The sequence below is a fragment of the Variovorax sp. GW821-FHT10C12 genome, assembly GCF_059415405.1.
Genome location: NZ_JBWKNE010000001.1, coordinates 843,391 through 858,949, shown reverse-complemented (window position 1 = coordinate 858,949; position 15,559 = coordinate 843,391). Strand labels below are relative to the sequence as shown.

16 protein-coding genes are annotated in these 15,559 nt (G+C 67.5%); 6 read left to right on the top strand and 10 right to left on the bottom strand.

Annotated features, from left to right (window positions below; translation table 11 throughout):
* Nucleotides 1-90 precede the first annotated feature (90 nt).
* A complete protein-coding gene (locus tag AC07OH_RS04135; RefSeq protein ID WP_495299711.1) occupies nt 91-861 on the top strand; it encodes a TIGR04325 family methyltransferase in 771 nt (256 codons plus the stop codon).
* 29 nt (nt 862-890) lie between these two features.
* Here AC07OH_RS04135 and AC07OH_RS04130 read toward each other — a convergent pair whose 3' ends face one another.
* The gene (locus tag AC07OH_RS04130) at nt 891-1,805 is read right to left on the bottom strand and encodes an amino acid ABC transporter substrate-binding protein (protein WP_495299710.1); all 915 of its coding nucleotides are present in this window, start codon (nt 1,803-1,805) and stop codon (nt 891-893) included.
* A 10-nt stretch (nt 1,806-1,815) separates the two neighbouring features.
* A complete protein-coding gene (locus AC07OH_RS04125) occupies nt 1,816-2,247 on the bottom strand; it encodes a VOC family protein (RefSeq protein WP_495271528.1) in 432 nt (143 codons plus the stop codon).
* Between the two features lie 109 nt (nt 2,248-2,356).
* Here AC07OH_RS04125 and AC07OH_RS04120 point away from each other — a divergent pair, with 109 nt between their 5' ends.
* The 5 genes from AC07OH_RS04120 to AC07OH_RS04100 all read left to right on the top strand — a co-directional run bounded on the left by AC07OH_RS04120 (nt 2,357) and on the right by AC07OH_RS04100 (nt 6,154).
* Nucleotides 2,357-3,277, top strand: a complete 921-nt coding sequence (locus AC07OH_RS04120) for a LysR family transcriptional regulator (RefSeq protein ID WP_495300955.1) — start codon at nt 2,357-2,359, stop codon at nt 3,275-3,277.
* 24 nt (nt 3,278-3,301) lie between these two features.
* A complete protein-coding gene (locus AC07OH_RS04115) occupies nt 3,302-4,198 on the top strand; it encodes an SPFH domain-containing protein (protein WP_489057074.1) in 897 nt (298 codons plus the stop codon).
* Between the two features lie 45 nt (nt 4,199-4,243).
* Nucleotides 4,244-4,447 carry a type II toxin-antitoxin system antitoxin gene (locus AC07OH_RS04110; RefSeq protein WP_495299709.1) on the top strand — a complete coding sequence of 68 codons (204 nt, stop codon included), beginning with the start codon at nt 4,244-4,246 and terminating at the stop codon, nt 4,445-4,447.
* Between the two features lie 53 nt (nt 4,448-4,500).
* On the top strand, nt 4,501-5,349 hold the full coding sequence (locus AC07OH_RS04105; RefSeq protein ID WP_495299708.1) for a substrate-binding domain-containing protein: 849 nt from the start codon (nt 4,501-4,503) through the stop codon (nt 5,347-5,349).
* Between the two features lie 70 nt (nt 5,350-5,419).
* Nucleotides 5,420-6,154: a transporter substrate-binding domain-containing protein gene (locus AC07OH_RS04100; protein WP_495299707.1), complete on the top strand. Its 735-nt coding sequence runs from the start codon at nt 5,420-5,422 to the stop codon at nt 6,152-6,154.
* Between the two features lie 50 nt (nt 6,155-6,204).
* Here the strand turns inward: AC07OH_RS04100 and AC07OH_RS04095 are convergent, their stop codons facing one another.
* The 8 genes from AC07OH_RS04095 to AC07OH_RS04060 form a co-directional block, all read right to left on the bottom strand.
* Nucleotides 6,205-6,612: a hypothetical protein gene (locus AC07OH_RS04095; RefSeq protein ID WP_495299706.1), complete on the bottom strand. Its 408-nt coding sequence runs from the start codon at nt 6,610-6,612 to the stop codon at nt 6,205-6,207.
* 79 nt (nt 6,613-6,691) lie between these two features.
* Nucleotides 6,692-8,926: a M1 family metallopeptidase gene (locus AC07OH_RS04090; protein WP_495299705.1), complete on the bottom strand. Its 2,235-nt coding sequence runs from the start codon at nt 8,924-8,926 to the stop codon at nt 6,692-6,694.
* Nucleotides 8,927-9,582: 656 nt separating this feature from the next.
* Nucleotides 9,583-10,899, bottom strand: a complete 1,317-nt coding sequence (locus tag AC07OH_RS04085; protein WP_495299704.1) for an MFS transporter — start codon at nt 10,897-10,899, stop codon at nt 9,583-9,585.
* A 41-nt stretch (nt 10,900-10,940) separates the two neighbouring features.
* Nucleotides 10,941-12,098, bottom strand: a complete 1,158-nt coding sequence (locus AC07OH_RS04080) for an alpha/beta hydrolase family protein (protein ID WP_495299703.1) — start codon at nt 12,096-12,098, stop codon at nt 10,941-10,943.
* Nucleotides 12,099-12,113: 15 nt separating this feature from the next.
* On the bottom strand, nt 12,114-13,220 hold the full coding sequence (locus tag AC07OH_RS04075) for a porin (RefSeq protein WP_495299702.1): 1,107 nt from the start codon (nt 13,218-13,220) through the stop codon (nt 12,114-12,116).
* Nucleotides 13,221-13,277: 57 nt separating this feature from the next.
* Nucleotides 13,278-14,246 (bottom strand): PDR/VanB family oxidoreductase, encoded by a 969-nt coding sequence (locus AC07OH_RS04070; protein WP_495299701.1) that lies wholly within the window; start codon nt 14,244-14,246, stop codon nt 13,278-13,280.
* Nucleotides 14,247-14,269: 23 nt separating this feature from the next.
* Nucleotides 14,270-15,313 (bottom strand): Rieske 2Fe-2S domain-containing protein, encoded by a 1,044-nt coding sequence (locus AC07OH_RS04065; protein ID WP_139701712.1) that lies wholly within the window; start codon nt 15,311-15,313, stop codon nt 14,270-14,272.
* Nucleotides 15,314-15,324: 11 nt separating this feature from the next.
* Complete coding sequence (locus AC07OH_RS04060) at nt 15,325-15,546, bottom strand: recombinase-like helix-turn-helix domain-containing protein (protein ID WP_062474598.1); 222 nt, start codon at nt 15,544-15,546, stop codon at nt 15,325-15,327.
* Nucleotides 15,547-15,559 lie beyond the last annotated feature (13 nt).

The window sequence follows — 15,559 nt, the reverse complement described above, 5'->3', positions numbered from 1 at the left end:
CCCCACGGGGTAACCGCCCCCGCGGCGCTGGGCTATCGCCCCCCAAAGGCGCCGGTTGCGCTCAGAATGCGAAAGCCACAGGAGAGAGACATGCTTTCAAGCCTGCTGACCTTCCCGCCCCGCGAAAGCGCCTACCGGCGCAAGTTCCTGAACAACACGGACGAGAACCTCTTCATGGGGTCGTTCGAGAGCTTCGAGGCGGCCGAGGCCGGCGCGCCGCCCAGCAAGGCCGTCGGCTACGCCAATGCCGACGCGGGCGAGCTCTACAGCCCGCAGATCTATTTCTACGACTACCCCGGCCTCTTCTGGCTGGGCCGCTCCATCGACGCGGGCCTGACGCGCGTGTTCGACCTGGGCGGGCACGTCGGCATCAAGTACTACGCCTTCCGGCGCGTGCTGAGCTACCCCGACACCCTGCGCTGGACGGTGTGCGACGTGCCCGGCGTGGTCGAGAGCGGCCGCGCGATGGCCCTCAAGCGCGAGGCGACCGCGCAACTGAGCTTCACCACCGACTACCGCGACGCGAGCGGCTGCGACGTGCTGTACGTGTCGGGCAGCCTGCAGTACCTGCCGATGCGCATGGACGCGATTCTTTCCGCGCTCGCCGTGAAGCCCCGACGCATCGTCATGAACACCACGGCCGTGCACCCCGAGCGCACGATCTACACGCTCAACAGCATCGGCGTGGCCGTGTGCGCCTACCGCATCCAGCACCACGACGAGCTGCTGGCCGACCTGGCACGCGCCGGCTACCGCAAGCGCGACGTGTGGCGCAACGAGGGCAAGCCGATCGAGGTGCCCTTCGTCGATGGCGGCGACAAGCCTTACTACGCGGGCTCCTGCTTCGACCTGATCGTCTGATTCGACCTCGTCGCCTTGCGCGTGCGACCCTATCGCACCTCGTAGTCTTCCATCGGCTTGTCGCTGGGGTTGGCCCAGGCGGCCCTGGTCAGGGCACTGGCCGGCAGCCCCACCTTCGCGCCGTGCGGCGCAATGGGCTGCATGAACCACTTGTCGTAGAGCCGCGCGGCCTCCCCGCTCCTTGCCAACGCCAGGACACTTTGATCGACCAGCTTCTTGAACGCGGCATCGCCCTTGGGAACCATGATCGCGATCGGCTCGACGCTGAGCACCTGGTCGAGCAAGCGGTACTGCGCCGGCTCCTTGCTCCTGGAAATCAAGGTGGCAAGGATCTGCCCGTCGGCGACGAAGCCCTCTGCGCGGCCCGATTCGAGCAGCAGGAACCCTTCGCTGTTGTCCTTGGCGTACACCTCCGCAATCTCCGGGGCGTTGTCGCGCTTGAGTTTTCTCAGCAGCTGGACGGAGGTGCTCCCCGTCGTGACGGCCACCGCCTTGCCGGCGAGCTGGGCCGCCGAAGCAACGCCGGATGTCGCCTTGACCGCGATGCGAACCCCCTCGACATAGAGCGTCGGGGCGAACGCGACGTCCTTCTGGCGCGCCGCATTGTTGGTCGTGGTGCCGCACTCGATGTCGACCGTTCCGTTCTGCACGAGCGGCATGCGGTTCTGCGGCGTGACGAGCTGGTACTTCACGTGGATCTTGCCGATCTGCAACGCCTTCCCGATGTCGGCAATGACACGTTCGCAGACCTCGACGTGAAAGCCCGTGTAGCTGCCGGGCCCCAGGGTGAAGGACATGGCACCCGAGGCATCGCGCACGCCCATGGTGATGGCGCCGGACTCCCTGATCTTCTTCAGCACGTCGGTTTGGGCGGATGCACGCCCCGCACACAGCAGGAGCGCCGCGGCCGTTGCGGCCGCCAGAAGGCAGTGGGTTGTTTTCACGTCGGCGCTTTCAGACGGCGAACAGCGAATCCAGGTCCGCAAAGGACTTCAGCTCGATGGCGTTGCCCGACGGGTCGAGAAAGAACATCGTCGCCTGTTCGCCGGGCTCGCCCTTGAACCGGATGTAGGGCTCGATCACGAATGGCGTCTGGCGTGCGATGAGCTTGTCGGCCATTGCCTGCCACAGGTCCATCGGCAGCACGGCGCCGAAGTGACGCACGGGCACGTCGTGGCCGTCCACGGCGCTGTGCGTCTTGTGGCCGCATTCGTCGGGCGCCAGGTGCGCCACGATCTGGTGGCCGTGGAAGTTGAAGTCGACCCACTCGGTCGAGCTGCGGCCTTCGGGACATTCGAGCAACTCGCCGTAGAAGGCGCGTGCCTCGGCGATGTCGCGCACGGGAAAGGCCAGGTGGAACGGGATGCGTGCAGTGGGGGTGCTCATGGGGTTCATCGATCAAGGAGTTCAGGGTGAGCAAACTCTAAGCAGCGAGCCACATAACCGAAAACGATATATTTCATCGCTGAGCACCACCCATTTCGATGAATCCCTAATGATCACCGAGCTTCGAACCTTCATCGCCGTGTGTCGCCACGGCACATTCGCCGCGGCGGGAGAGCGCATCGGCCTCACGCAGTCGGCCGTCAGCAGCCAGATCAAGCGGCTCGAGGAATCCCTGGGGTTCCCGCTCTTCGATCGCACGGGCCGCTCTGCCACCTTGAATGCGGCGGGCGAGACCACGCTGGGACGGGCGGAAGAAATCTGCGGCCTCTACGCCAAGCTCGGCGAGCTGCCCGACGACGCTGCGAACGCCGGGCTGCTGCGCATCGGCGCCATCGCGTCCGCGCAGCCGACACTGGTGGCGCGGGCGCTCGAGAAACTGCGCGCCGGCTTCCCCCTGCTGCGCGTGCACATCTCGCCCGGCGTGTCGATGCGGCTGATGGACGACCTGGACGCCGGCAGCATCGATGCGGCCGTGATCATCCGGCCGCCTTTCGGCATTCTTCCCGAGCTGACGTGGCAGACCCTGGTGCGCGAGCCCTATGTGCTCATTGCCCCCGCGAACGTGCCGGGCAGGAACTGGCGCACCCTGCTGCAGGAACAGCCGTTCCTGCGCTACGACCGCGCATCGTTCGGCGGGCGCATGGTCGAACGATTCCTCCAGCGCGAAGGCCTCGTGGTCAGCGACGCCATCGAGGTCGACGAAATCTCCGGGCTCATCCACCTGGCCTCCAAGGGCCTGGGCGTTGCGCTCGTGCCGCGGGTCGAGGCCCACCTGCCGCTGCCGCCGGGCGTGCGCATGCTGTCCCTCGGCGAGGCCACGTTCCATCGCGAGATCGGCCTCCTGCAGCGCAAGCCACGCGCCAGCCCGCCCCTCGTCGCGCAGTTTGCGCAGTGCCTGCGCGAGGCAGCCGAACCGGCGAAGGCGAGCCGAAAGAAAGCCTTGACGACCTCCAAAAAGATATTAAAGTGATATCACTTTCAACAGGAGGCCTTCATGCACGAGCAGACCCCGTCCATCCCTCGCCCGGTCCGCAGGGAGCGGCCGTACCGGTCCGTCAACGGATACGGCATCGTCGCCGTGGCGCTGCTGATCCTTGCGGTCGGCGCCTGGGTTCTCGTGCGGCGGATGATGCCGCTGCCCCTGAGCATCTTGCTGATCGTCGTCGGCGTCTCGCTGCTGCCGGGCCTGTACATGCTCAAGCCCAACGAGGGCATCATCCTCACGCTCTTCGGCAAGTACCAGGGCACCGACCGCAGCGAGGGCCTGCGCTGGACCAACCCGTTCCAGTCGGGCCAGAAGATCTCGCTGCGCGCGCGCAACCTGAACACGCCGCCGCTGAAGGTCAACGACAAGCGCGGCAACCCGGTGGAGATCGGCGCGGCCGTGGTCTGGCGCGTGCACGACACAGCGCAGGCCGTGTTCGAGATCGACGACTACAACAAGTTCGTCGCCATCCAGTCCGAAGCCGCCATCCGCCACCTGGCCACGCTCTACGCCTACGACAGCGGCGACGACCTGCAAAGCGACGAGGTCACGCTGCGCGCCGGGCTCGACGTGGTGGCCGATGCCCTCAAGGCCGAGCTGAACCAGCGCTTTGCCAGCGCCGGCGTCGAGGTGCTCGACGCCAAGCTCACCCACCTGGCCTATGCGCCCGAGATCGCCCAGGTGATGCTGCGGCGTCAGCAGGCGGTGGCCATCGTGAGCGCGCGGCACCAGATCGTGGCGGGCGCGGTCGGCATGGTCGAGGCCGCCCTCAAGGGGCTGTCGGAGCGCAACCTCGTCGTGCTCGACGACGAGCGCAAGGCCTCGATGGTGTCGAACCTGCTGGTGGTACTGTGCTCGGACCGCGAAACCCAGCCCGTGGTCAACACGGGCACGCTCTACACCTGATGCATCCAAGGCTCCCGTTCACCGCCGCCACGTCGTTGTTCCCTGATGGCCAGTCCCGGTAAGAAGTCCTACCCGCTGCGCATCGATCCGGCCCTGTGGGCCGAGATCGAGCGGCTGGCGGCCCAGGAGCTGCGCAGCGCGAACGCGCAGGTCGAATTCCTGCTGCGCGAAGGGCTGGCGAAGCGGGGGCGGCTGCCGGCGGCGGCGCCCGCCAAGGACGCGGACCCGCCCAAGCCCTCGCGCGGGTAGCTGGTAGTAACCCGGAATTTCCTGAAGGCCGATTGACAGGCTCGGCCCCTACGATGGCACGGCACGATCTTCAGGAGACACACGCCGTGACAGCCTTCGCCTTCCCCCGTTCCGCCCTGACCCGCCGCGCCGCCCTGGCGCTGGCCGCCTCCTTCGCGCTCGCCGGTTGCGTCAGCACCCCACCCGCCGCCACAGGCGACATCCACGTCATGACCTCCGGCGGCTTCACCGCCGCCTACAACGAGCTGCGCCCGGGCTTCGAGCGCAGCACCGGGCGCAGCGTGAAGACGGCCTACGGTGCGTCGATGGGCAATGCCAGCGATTCGATTCCCAGCCGCCTCGGCCGCAACGAACCCGCCGACGTCGTGATCCTGGCCCGCCCCGCGCTCGATGCGCTGGTGGCGCAGGGCAAGGTGGTGGCGGGCAGCCAGGTCGACCTGGTGCGTTCGTCGATCGGCTTCGCGGTGCGCAAGGGCGCGCCCAAGCCCGACATCGGCACGGTCGATGCGCTCAAGCGCACGCTGCTCGCAGCGCCGTCGATCGCCTACTCGGCGAGCGCGAGCGGCACGTACTACGAGACCGAGCTGCTCAAGACGCTGGGCATCGAGGACCAGGTCAAGCCCAAGAGCAAGCGCATCCTGAGCGAGCGCGTGGGCACGGTGGTGGCGCGTGGCGACGCAGCCCTCGGCCTGCAGCAAGTGAGCGAGTTGCTGCCCATCGAGGGCATCGACTACATCGGCCCGCTGCCCGCCGAGGTGCAGCGCGTGACGGTGTTCTCGGCCGGCATCGCCACGGCCTCGAAGCAGCCCGAGGCGGCGCGCCAGCTGATCCGCTACCTCAACGCGCCGGCCGCAGCGCCGACGATCGCGAAGACGGGGCTGGAACCCCTGTCGGCACGCTGAACCGGCGCCCCACGGCCCGTAAACTGGCGGCCTTCATCCCCTCCTTCCGCCTTCCCGACGAACGGACGCCATGACCACTTCGCCCTCTTCCGCCCTCGTGACCGCCTTCGCGCCCAGCGGCACGCTGCGCGCCTCGATCAACCTCGGCAACCCGATCCTGGCCAACAAGGACGCCAGCACGGGCGAGCCCGTCGGCGTGTCGATCGACCTGGCCCGCGAGTTCGCGCGGCGCCTTGGCGTGGGCATCGAGCTGGTGGTGTTCGAGAAGGCCGCAGCCTCGGTGGACGCGGTGAAGAACGAGAAGGCCGACATCGGCTTCTTCGCGGTCGATCCGGCGCGCAGCGAAGGGCTGCGCTTCACGGCGCCTTATGTGCTGATCGAGGGCAGCTACCTCGTGCCCGAATCTTCTGCGCTGACCAACAACGCGCAGGTCGATGCCGCAGGCCACCGCATCTCGGTCGGCTCTGGGAGCGCCTACGACCTGTTCCTCACGCGCGAGATCAAGGCGGCCGAGATCGTGCGCCTTCAGGGCGCGGGGCCTGCGCTCGCTGCATTGCGTGCGGGCGAGGTCGAGGTGGCGGCGGGCATCCGCCAACTGCTCGAAGGTGAAGCAGCCCGCGCACCAGGCGTGCGTGTGCTGCCGGGGCGCTTCATGGTGATCCAGCAGGCGATGGGGACGCCGGCCAGTCGCGGGGCGCAGGCGCAGGCGCTGCTTGCCTCCTTCGTCGAAGAAATGAAGGCTTCTGGTTTTGTCGCTGATGCGTTGAAGCGTCACCGCATCGAAGGCGCGATCGTTGCGCCGTAACCAGGTCCTCTCGTTCGGGGCACGTGCGCTGTCGTGGTGCTGGTGGCCGATCAGAGCTTGTGCGCTTCCACCGGCCCCTGCGAATAGAACAAGAAGTAGCCCGTCTGCGTCTTGAAGCCGTTCTTCTGCCACCCGGGCGGCACCTTGAAGATGCCGAGCTGGTCGCTCGAGATGCCGACGAAGGACGTGTTCTCCGTGTCGGTGGTGATGCGGCTCCAGCGCTCGCGCGTCACCGGCTGCAGCTGCATCTTGGGTTCGCTCCACTCGGGGGTGCGCACCTTGTCGCGCATGATGTAGCGGTCGCCGTCGCGCTCGATCTTGACGACCTCCTTGAGCACGCCGTTGCGCTCGACGGCGTAGACGCCGACCAGTTCGGTCTCGGGTCCGCCGCGTGCGCCGCAGGCCGAGAGCAGCGACACACAGGCCACTGCCAGAAAGAAATTCAGAAGAGTTTTCATGAGGTTCGAATGAGGTGACGCATGCGCCGCCGGCGCGGCGCATGCGAGGTTCACGAAATAAGGCTCAGATCAATCCGACTCAACGCTTCTGGTTCTCGCGCAGCGGCAGCTTGCCCTGGAAGCGCAGCGCGTGCGGGTACTCTTCCTTCTCGCCGGCATCCACCGCGGCCATCTTCTGCTGGCTCAGCTGCGTCTTGGCGAGCAGCGGCGCCGGCAGGTTCAGCACGCCCTTGATCTGGTCGTACTGCGCCTGCGTGATGCGCCCCACGCCCAGCAGGCGGAAGGCATCGCGCTCGATGTTCAGCAGCAGCGGCTTGTTGCCCGCGAAGTTCTGCACATTGGCCAGCAGGTTGCTCCAGGACTGCGCGCTGTAGTTGCTCACGTAGTAGTCCTGCCCCGTCGGCCCGGCGAGCACCGCGGTGCAGCCCGGCAGCTCGACCTGCGTGGCGTTGTTCGACATCACGAAGGTCTCGCGCTTTTCCATCGCGTCGCCGTACGCCAGCGTGACGGGAATGGTCCACGTCGAGGCCGGGAACTGGTTCTGGTTGGGGAACGACTCCTGCGTGATGTTCACGTAGGTGCGGTTGCCGGCGCACTGCGCATCCACCGTGAGCAGCGGCACGCCCGTCTGGCGGATGAGGCTGTCGCCGATGTCGCTGACCTTCTTGTTGGTGGCCTTTTCCAGCGAGGTCCACAGGCGCGTGGGCGTGACGTTGCCGTACGCATAGTCCTTCAGGTAGATCTGCAGGCCCTTCTGCATCGCCTCTTCGCCGATGTAGTTCTGGATCGTCTCCAGCACGTGGCTGCCCTTGTTGTAGACGAAGATCGACGGGCTGATGAAGCCGAACGAGCCCGCGTCGTTCAGGTTGCGCTGCACCGGCACGGCCGAGGGCTTCAGGTCGGCCACGATCACGTTGTGCTTGTCCAGCACGTAGTCGGAGAAGCTGTAGTACTCGGGGTGGAACTTGATCGTGGTGCGCCGTTCGAACCAGCGCGCGAACGACTCGTTGAGCCACACGTTGTCCCACCAGTCGAGCGTGACGAGGTCGCCGAACCACTGGTGCGCCACCTCGTGCGTGACCACGGTCACCGAGTACAGCGTGGGCTTGTCGCCGGGCTTGGTGAGCACCGCGTCGGCAAACTCGAAGATGGAGCCCCAGTTCTCCATGCCGCCGAAGCCGGTGTTGGGCTTGTTGTCGTAGCTGTCGTTGGCGGCCACGGTGTCGAACTTCTTGAAGGGCAGCGGGATGCCGGTGTACTTGTAGTAGTAGTCCATCGACACCTTGGTCCACTCCATCGCGAACTTGGCCCAGTCGGAGCGGCCCGGCGGCGTGAACCAGCGCAGCGCCATGTCGCTGCCGTCCAGCGGGTTCTTGAAGGTGTCGGCCAGGATGTCGAACTTGCCGCCGCCGAAGAAGGCCAGGTACATCGGCATCGAGGGCGTCTTCTCGAAGGCCACGCGCTGGTAGCCGTCGGGCAGTTTCACGGCCTCGGTCTGCGCACCGTTGGACACGGTCTTCCAGTCGCCCGGCACCTCGGCCGAGATCTCGAAGGTGTGGCGGAAGGCCGGCTCGTCCCAGCCCGGGAACCACTGGCGCGCGAAGTTGGTTTCGCCCTGCGTCACGATGGCGTCACTGCTCACGCCCTCGGGCGTCGAGAGGCCCACCTTGAAGATGCCCGACGCGGCCGAGCACAGCGGGTTCTTCGCCATCACGTCCGGCGTGCAGTACTCGGCGTCGGAGAACTGGATCTTGCCGTCCCACTCCATGTGCAGCAGGTACTTGCCCTTGGCGATCTGGCCGTCGTTCAGGCGCAGCTGCACGAAGTCGCCGCGCGTCTGCGGCGTGGGAATCAGCGGGATCGCTTCGCCCGGCTTGGACACCTTGCGCAGCGTGGTGCGCCCGCGCGCAAAGTTGAGGTCGTGCGCGGCGACGACGATGGCGTCGACCGGCTGGAGCACGTCGATCTCCACGTCGGCGCGGCCCACGAAAGTCTTGAGCGCCGCATCGGGGCGGAACCACAGCTTGTAGTTCACGGGCCAGACCGTGTCGGGCAGTTCCATCGGCCGCGCCGAACGATCGACCGCGGCCACTGCCGAATCGCGTGCAGCGGGCACGCCATCGTCGGGGGTCTTCTTGGTGGTGTCTCCGCCGTCGGCCGCGGGCGCGTTGGCCAGCGACGGCGCGTTCAGGCCGGAGCCGCCGAAGGATGCGCCACCGCCGCTGTCTCCGCCGCCGCCGCAGGCCGTCAGCGCGGCAAGGGTCACGGCCGTGAGGGCCAGGCAATGAACGACAGGTGTATTCAGTGATTTCATGATCGCCTCTGGGTACTCTTGGTAAGGAACATGCGCCGCACCGCAGGCACCGGCGGATAGCCGGCGATGCGCGTGACGCGCGCGGGATGAGTGGAACGACAGATCAACAGGAAATGCGGGCAGCACAACGCCCTCCCGGCGAACAAGCAGTTCGTCAGGAACGCAGGCTCAGGCCGGACCGCACCGCGTGTGCTGCGGTGGTCCCAGGATGCGCGGGGCGAGCGGCGCCATTCCCGTCAAGACGCGGGGTGTTGGGGGGAGCGTGTGAACGCGGTGGGGTGTCGCGGGCCGGGCTCAGTGCCCGTGCATCGACGCGATGCGTTCACCCGTCAGGTGAACGGCCGGGGCCATGGCGAAAGCGATGGCGACGGCAAGACTGGCTGCGGCTCTTGTGGTTGATTTCACGCGCATTCCCTCGTCCGTTGAAGTGCACGCAGTTGTAGCTGATCGATGCAATGAGCTCAACGATCCGCGGAACTTTTCTCTCTCCAATTGTTCGCGCGCGATAGGCCGAATGGCGTCATGGCACGCGACGCGTGCCATGCGATACGAAGATGGTTCTGTGCCCGCAACACCTGCTCACGCAGATGACAAAAACCCGGGCCCTTCACTGTGACGAAGCGGCCACAGTACGAAGGTTCAAGCCGCGGCGAAGGCTACGAAAGCTGTGAACCAGAGACTGCAGCCGTGCGTTGCGCGCGCTCGCGCCACCACAGCAGAAAGCCGCATGCGAACACGACGACCTGCGTGCCGATGAGCAGTGCAAAGCCCGCGAAGAAACCCGCCGCCGACGAGGCCGCGGTGACCGCTGTGTGCGCTGCGCCACCACCGTGCGACACCGCGGTGATCACGCCGCCCATCAGCGCCGGCATGAAGCCCGCCACGAGGCTGCCCACGCCGTTGGTCACGCCGAAGGCACTGGCCGTGTGCTCGGGCCGCGAGCAGTGCTGCACGGTGCTCGGAATGGCGGGGCTTTGCAGGCCCCAGAAGAAGTTCGCCGCCACGAGGCAGGTCGCGGCCATGTACGGGTCGCGCGCGTTGATGGCCAGCAGCACCGACAGTGCCACGCCCGCACTCGCGCCCATGAAGATGAAGGGCACGCGGTCGCGCCCGAGCTTGTCGATGAGCACGCCGCCCGTGAACACCGCGAGCACCGTGGCGTACTGCGGCAGCGAAGCGATCCAGCCCATCTCGCGCAGCGAGAAGCCGCGCGCTTCGCGCAGGTAGGTCGGCAGCCAGTTGCTGCTGCCCCAGAGGTAGGCCAGCGCCGCCGAGGTGAGCAGCGTGATGAGGAACAGGTGCCGCGTGTGCAGCGCGCCTTTCACGATGCCCGCCACGCGCGACATCGCATCGCCCAGCGACGAAGGCTTGATGCCGTCGCCGTGCCCCGCGGGCATGCGCACGAAGGCCAGCACCAGCGGAATGCCCAGCACGATGTTGAGCACGCCCAGCACATGGAACGAGCTGTCCCATTCGAACTGCGTGAGCAGGTAGCCCACCAGCGGGTAGCCCACCGCCAGGCCCAGGCCCGTGCCCATGTTCACCAGCGCATTCGGTTTGCCGTTCTCGTGGCTCTGGAAGTGCGCCTTGATGTACGACGAAGCCAGCGAGAACAGCGGCCCTTCCGACACGCCCAGCAGCACCCGCGAGGCCAGCAGCATGCCGTAGCTGTGGAACATGGGCGAGGCCCAGGTCACCACGCCCCACAGCACGAGACCATAGATCAGGCTGCGCCGCACGCCGAACAGCGCCGAGCAGAACGGCGTGAGCACGAAGGCCGAGATGCCGTAGCCCAGCATGAAGGCCGTGGCCAGCAGGCCCTGGCTCACGCGGTCGGCGGCGTCGATGCCCACGTGCTTCAGAAAGGCCGCATCGGTGATCAGCACCGCGATGTTGATGCGGTCGACGTAGGAGATCGCGACGATCACGAACAGGGTGACGACCCCGTACCAGCGCATGGCCTTGGATGACATGGGATTCTTCTCAGGTGGGTTGCACGGGGGCCGGCGCGGCTTCAGGGGCAGTCGCTCGCTGGCCTGCCTGCGTCGAGGACCGTTCGGGCGAATCCGAACGCGTCGGATTGCGAGGCACCGATGACCGACCGATGGGTCTGTCCGGCGTACTGCTTCAGTTGCACGGTCGCGCCGCGCGCACACAGGCTGCGCACCATCGCCGCCGTGGTGTCGGGCGTGACCGTCGTCTCGTCCTTCTCGCCCTGGATGACCGACACGGGCACCCGCATCGTGAGCGACGAGGCATCCTGCGCGGCCAGCAGCCGCGCCATCGCGTCGTACGCCGCGCCGGGCTTCAGGTACGGGCCCGGCGGCAGCGGCGGCATCGCGAACAGCCCCGAGAGGCAGGCCGAGCCCATCGCGTCGAGGTGCGGGCGCAGCGCGGGCGAGGTCAGGCCCTGCACGTCGAGGTCCGGTTTCATCGCCTTGGCGCTCATCACGGTCAGCGACACGAAGGGCAGCGCCGGGACGGCGACCGCTTCGCCGCGCATCACGCTGTCCATGAACCGCAGCACGCCGGGCCCCGTGGGCGCGATGGCGATGGCCGCCCGCAGCGGGTAGCGGCCCGCGCTGCGGTCCGGCAGGCCGGCGGCCCACAGCACGGCGCCGCCGCCCTTGCTGTGGCCCACGGCGATCCAGTCGGGGCGCAGCTTCGCGCCGTCGAGCGCATGCGCGGCCGCCACGGCATCGGCCAGGTTCTCGGCGTTGCTGCGGCTGTGCAGGTCGGGCACCGGCCCGAAGGCGCCCCACCCTGCGTAGTCGGTGCGCACCACGGCATAGCCCTGCTGCACCCAGGCGTTGAGGTAGGCATCGCGCTCGCGGTTGACGACCAGCGAAGGCGCGCACTGCGGTGCGAGCCCGGTCGAGCCGTTGGCCCAAGCGATCACCGGATAGCCGCCGGCGGGCGCGGGCGTGCGCGGCAGCGCCACCTGGCCGACGACCACCGCGTTCGCGCCGTCGAAGGCGGTGGACGCGTACGACATGACCCAGTTGCGCCCTGCGTCGGGCAGGCCGTGCAGCTTGTCGGGGCTGGCCAGCAGCAGCTGGCCGGGCGCGGGCTGCGCGGTCGGCGACATGCCGGCGCAGCCGGCCACGAGCAGCGATCCGAGGGCCAGCGCCGCGAGGCGCCGCACCTGCGGCCAGACGGGGGTTGCGCGCATGCCGGCCCTCCCGCGTCAGAACATGTGCCGCATGCCGAACTCGACGCCGCTGGAGGCGCGGTTGGGCATGGTGATGGCGCCGGCCAGGGCCTGCGTCGCGCCGTTCTTGTTGCTGATGCGCGCGATGGTGCCGTACACGGCGGTGCGCTTGGACAGGTTGTGCACGTAGCCGATGGCCAGCTTCGACGTCGTGGGCTCGCGCACCGCGTTGGCGGGCTCCAGCTTGTAGCGCGCGTACGAAGCCTTGATCTCGCCCGGACCGATGGGCAGCTGGAAGCCGACCAGCACACCCTTGGCGTCGGTGCTGCCCTTCGATTCCTTGTACAGCTCGCTCGTGAGCTTGAGGTTCATGAGCGCCGCATCGAAGGTGTAGGACGCGCCCAGGTTGGTCACGCGCAGGTCGCCCGCGACGTAGCGCGTGCGGCCGGTGGCCAGCGCCACGTTGAGGCCGCCGCTCTGGTAGCCGAAGCGCGCGCCCGTGTGCTGGCCGTCGCGCTTGTTCGACACCTGGGTGCCGGGCAGCACCGAGGTCGAGTCGTTCTCGCCCATCGCGTACATCACCTGGCCGTAGAAGCCGCCCAGGCTGCCCGGCAGGAAGTAGCCGATGCTGTTCGAGGCGCGCGTGCCGGTGGGCGCCACCAGGCCGCCCAGGCCCGAGAAGTAGATCTGGTTGGCGCCGATGCCGCCGCCCGTACCGAAGGGGTCGAAGATCGCGGTGTTCCAGAAGGCGGGCACGTAGTCGCGGCCCAGGCGCACTTCGCCGAAGGGGCCGGCCAGGCTCACGGTCGAACGGCGGTTGAAGCTCAGCACGCCGGGCGTGCCGTTGCCGCTGGCCTGGTTGTTGGAGTTCGACGGAAAGCCCGTGCCACTGTCGTTCTGCAGGCCCATCTCGAGCCAGAAGTTGGCCGAGTAGCCGCCGCCGAGGTCTTCCGTGCCGCGAAAACCGAGGCGGCTGAACATGTTGCCGCTGTTGCCCAGCTGCGTCTTGTGGGCCGATCCGTTGCCGCTGCCGCGCGTGTAGACCACGGAGGCGTCGACGACGCCGAACAGCGTCACGGAAGATTGGGCCAGCGCTCCGCCAGCCGCGGTGGCCGCAGCCATCGCGATCAAGTACTTTTTCATTGAATGTCTCGGTTGGTTTTCTTCTCTCGGCCGTCTTGTGGGTTGTGGCCTTGTTGCTCAGATATCCAGCACCAAGCGCTCGCCCTTGCAGCGAGAGACGCAGATCATCATGGTCTTGTTGGACGCACGTTCGATCTTGGTGAGGATGCCGTCGTGGTGATCGACTTCGCCCTCGAGCACCGCCGTTTCGCAGGCGCCGCAGACGCCTTCCTTGCAGCTGTGGTCGGGGTTGAGGCCAGCGTCGATCAGGCTGTCGAGAATCGACTTGCCCGGAGGCACCTCGACGCTCTTGCCGCTCTTGGCGCACTGCACCACGCAGGTCTGCGTGGCGCTGGGCGCCTCCACATGCACGGCGGCGAAGCGTTCGATGTGTGCGTTGGCGTAGCCCAGTTGCTCGCAGCTCTTTTCGAAGGCGTCGAGCATCGGCGTGGGGCCGCAGCAGTAGTAGTGGCTGGTGGCGCCCTTGCCGCCCAGCAGCGACGCGAGGTCGGGCGGCGCGCCCTTCTCGTCGTCGAAGTGCCAGGTGAGCTGCACCGACTTCTCGGCGGCCAGCGCTTCGATGGCGTCGCAGAAGGCGGCTTCCTTGCGGGTGCGCGCGCAGTAGACGATTTCGACCGGTTGGCCGATGGCGATGAGCCGCTGCAGCATGCACCAGATGGGCGTCACGCCGATGCCGCCGGCCACGAGCACCGAGTGCTCGGCGCCCTCTTCCAGCTTGAAGTTGTTGCGCGGTGCCGAGATGGGCAGCGTCATGCCCACGCGCAGCTGCTGATGCACGTAGCGCGAGCCGCCGCGGCTCTTGCGGTCGTTGAGCACGCCCACCACGTAGCGCTGGCGGTCGCTCGAGGGGTTGCACAGCGAGTAGCTGCGCACCAGCCCGTTGGGCAGGTGCAGGTCGATGTGGGAGCCGGCCTCGAAGGCGGGAAAGTCCACCGCCGGCGTGGCCGGCCGGAACTCGACGCTGACGATGCCGTCGGCCTCGTAGCGCATGGTGTGCACGAGGGCGTTCAGCGTGGGAGAAGACATGGCGATGCTCGCTTGCTTGCAGTTCAGGCCGTGGCGGCCTCGGCTTGCGCCAGCTGCGCCTGGGCCAGGTTGCGCATGTGGCGACGCAGGCGGACGATGCCCAGGTCGTGCTGGTACAGGTTCTCGTGCTGGTTGGCGTCGGCTTCCATTTCTTCGAGCATCACGCGGTCCTGTTCCAGCACGTGCCAGTGGCGCGCCTCGAGGCGGTTCTTGTAGAGGAAGCGCCAGGTGTCGCGCTCCCAGCCCGGCGCCAGCTTGCGTGCGCGCCAGAAGAAGGTGGCCGTCATGCCGTTGGCCATGGGCGAGAAGGCGCCGATGATGATGAAGTTGCCGCCGGGGCCGCCGGTCTTCGGGTAGGGAATTTCCAGGCGCATCCAGTGGATGCCGGTGTCGGCCCACTCGGTCCAGTCGAAGTTGACGTTGCGCTGGCCTTCCTTCTCGAACACGAAGCCGATGTCGGTCGGGCGCACGCCGAACTTGGCGCTCGAGTCGCCCTCGGCCATCGAGTGCGACTGCTTGTGCAGGTACGTGCCGTGCATCGGGTCCATCACGTTGTCCAGCACGTAGCGGTAGTCGCCCTTCCATTCCGTGTAGCACAGGAAGTTGGAGTACTCGGCCTCGTCGGTCAGCTGCTCGGGCAGCACCAGCGGCGGCGGCACATCGACCGGCTCCTTCGAGTTGTAGAGGAACACGGCACCCGCGCGCTCCTGCACGTGGAAGTGGCGCGTGGCGCGCGAGCCTTCGAGCTTGCAGCCGGGGCTGCCGGGCACGCGCGTGACCACGCCGTCGTGGCGCACTTCAACGCCGTGGTACGGGCACGAGAGGCGGTCACCCAGCACCACGCCCTGCGACAGCGGCGCGCCGCGGTGCGGGCAGCGGTCTTCCAGCGCGTGCAGCACGCCTTCGCCGTCGCGCCACAGCGCGATCTTGCGGCCGAGGCGGCGCAGGGAGATGGGGTTCTCCTTGATGAAGTGCGAGGGGCAGATCGGGTACCAGAGGTCTTTCAGGCCGATCTCGAGCAGGTGGTCGACCGGATCGGCGGGAACGGGATGGATGGCGATGGTCATGGTGGTTCTCCTCAGGCGGCCAGCGTGGCCATTTCCTTGCGGTACAGCGCCTCGGTCCATGCGAGGCCGCCCGGCGTGGCCAGGCCGCTGTCGTTCAGGCGTTGCACCAGGCCCGGCAGGTCGTGGATGCCGTCGGCGTAGGCGCGTTCGATCACGTCGCCCAGCAGGTCTTCGTAGGTGGTCGCGGGGCGCTGGCGCGCCTGGTGCGGTTGGAGAAAGCGGTCTTGTTGCATCGTGAGCCTCCGT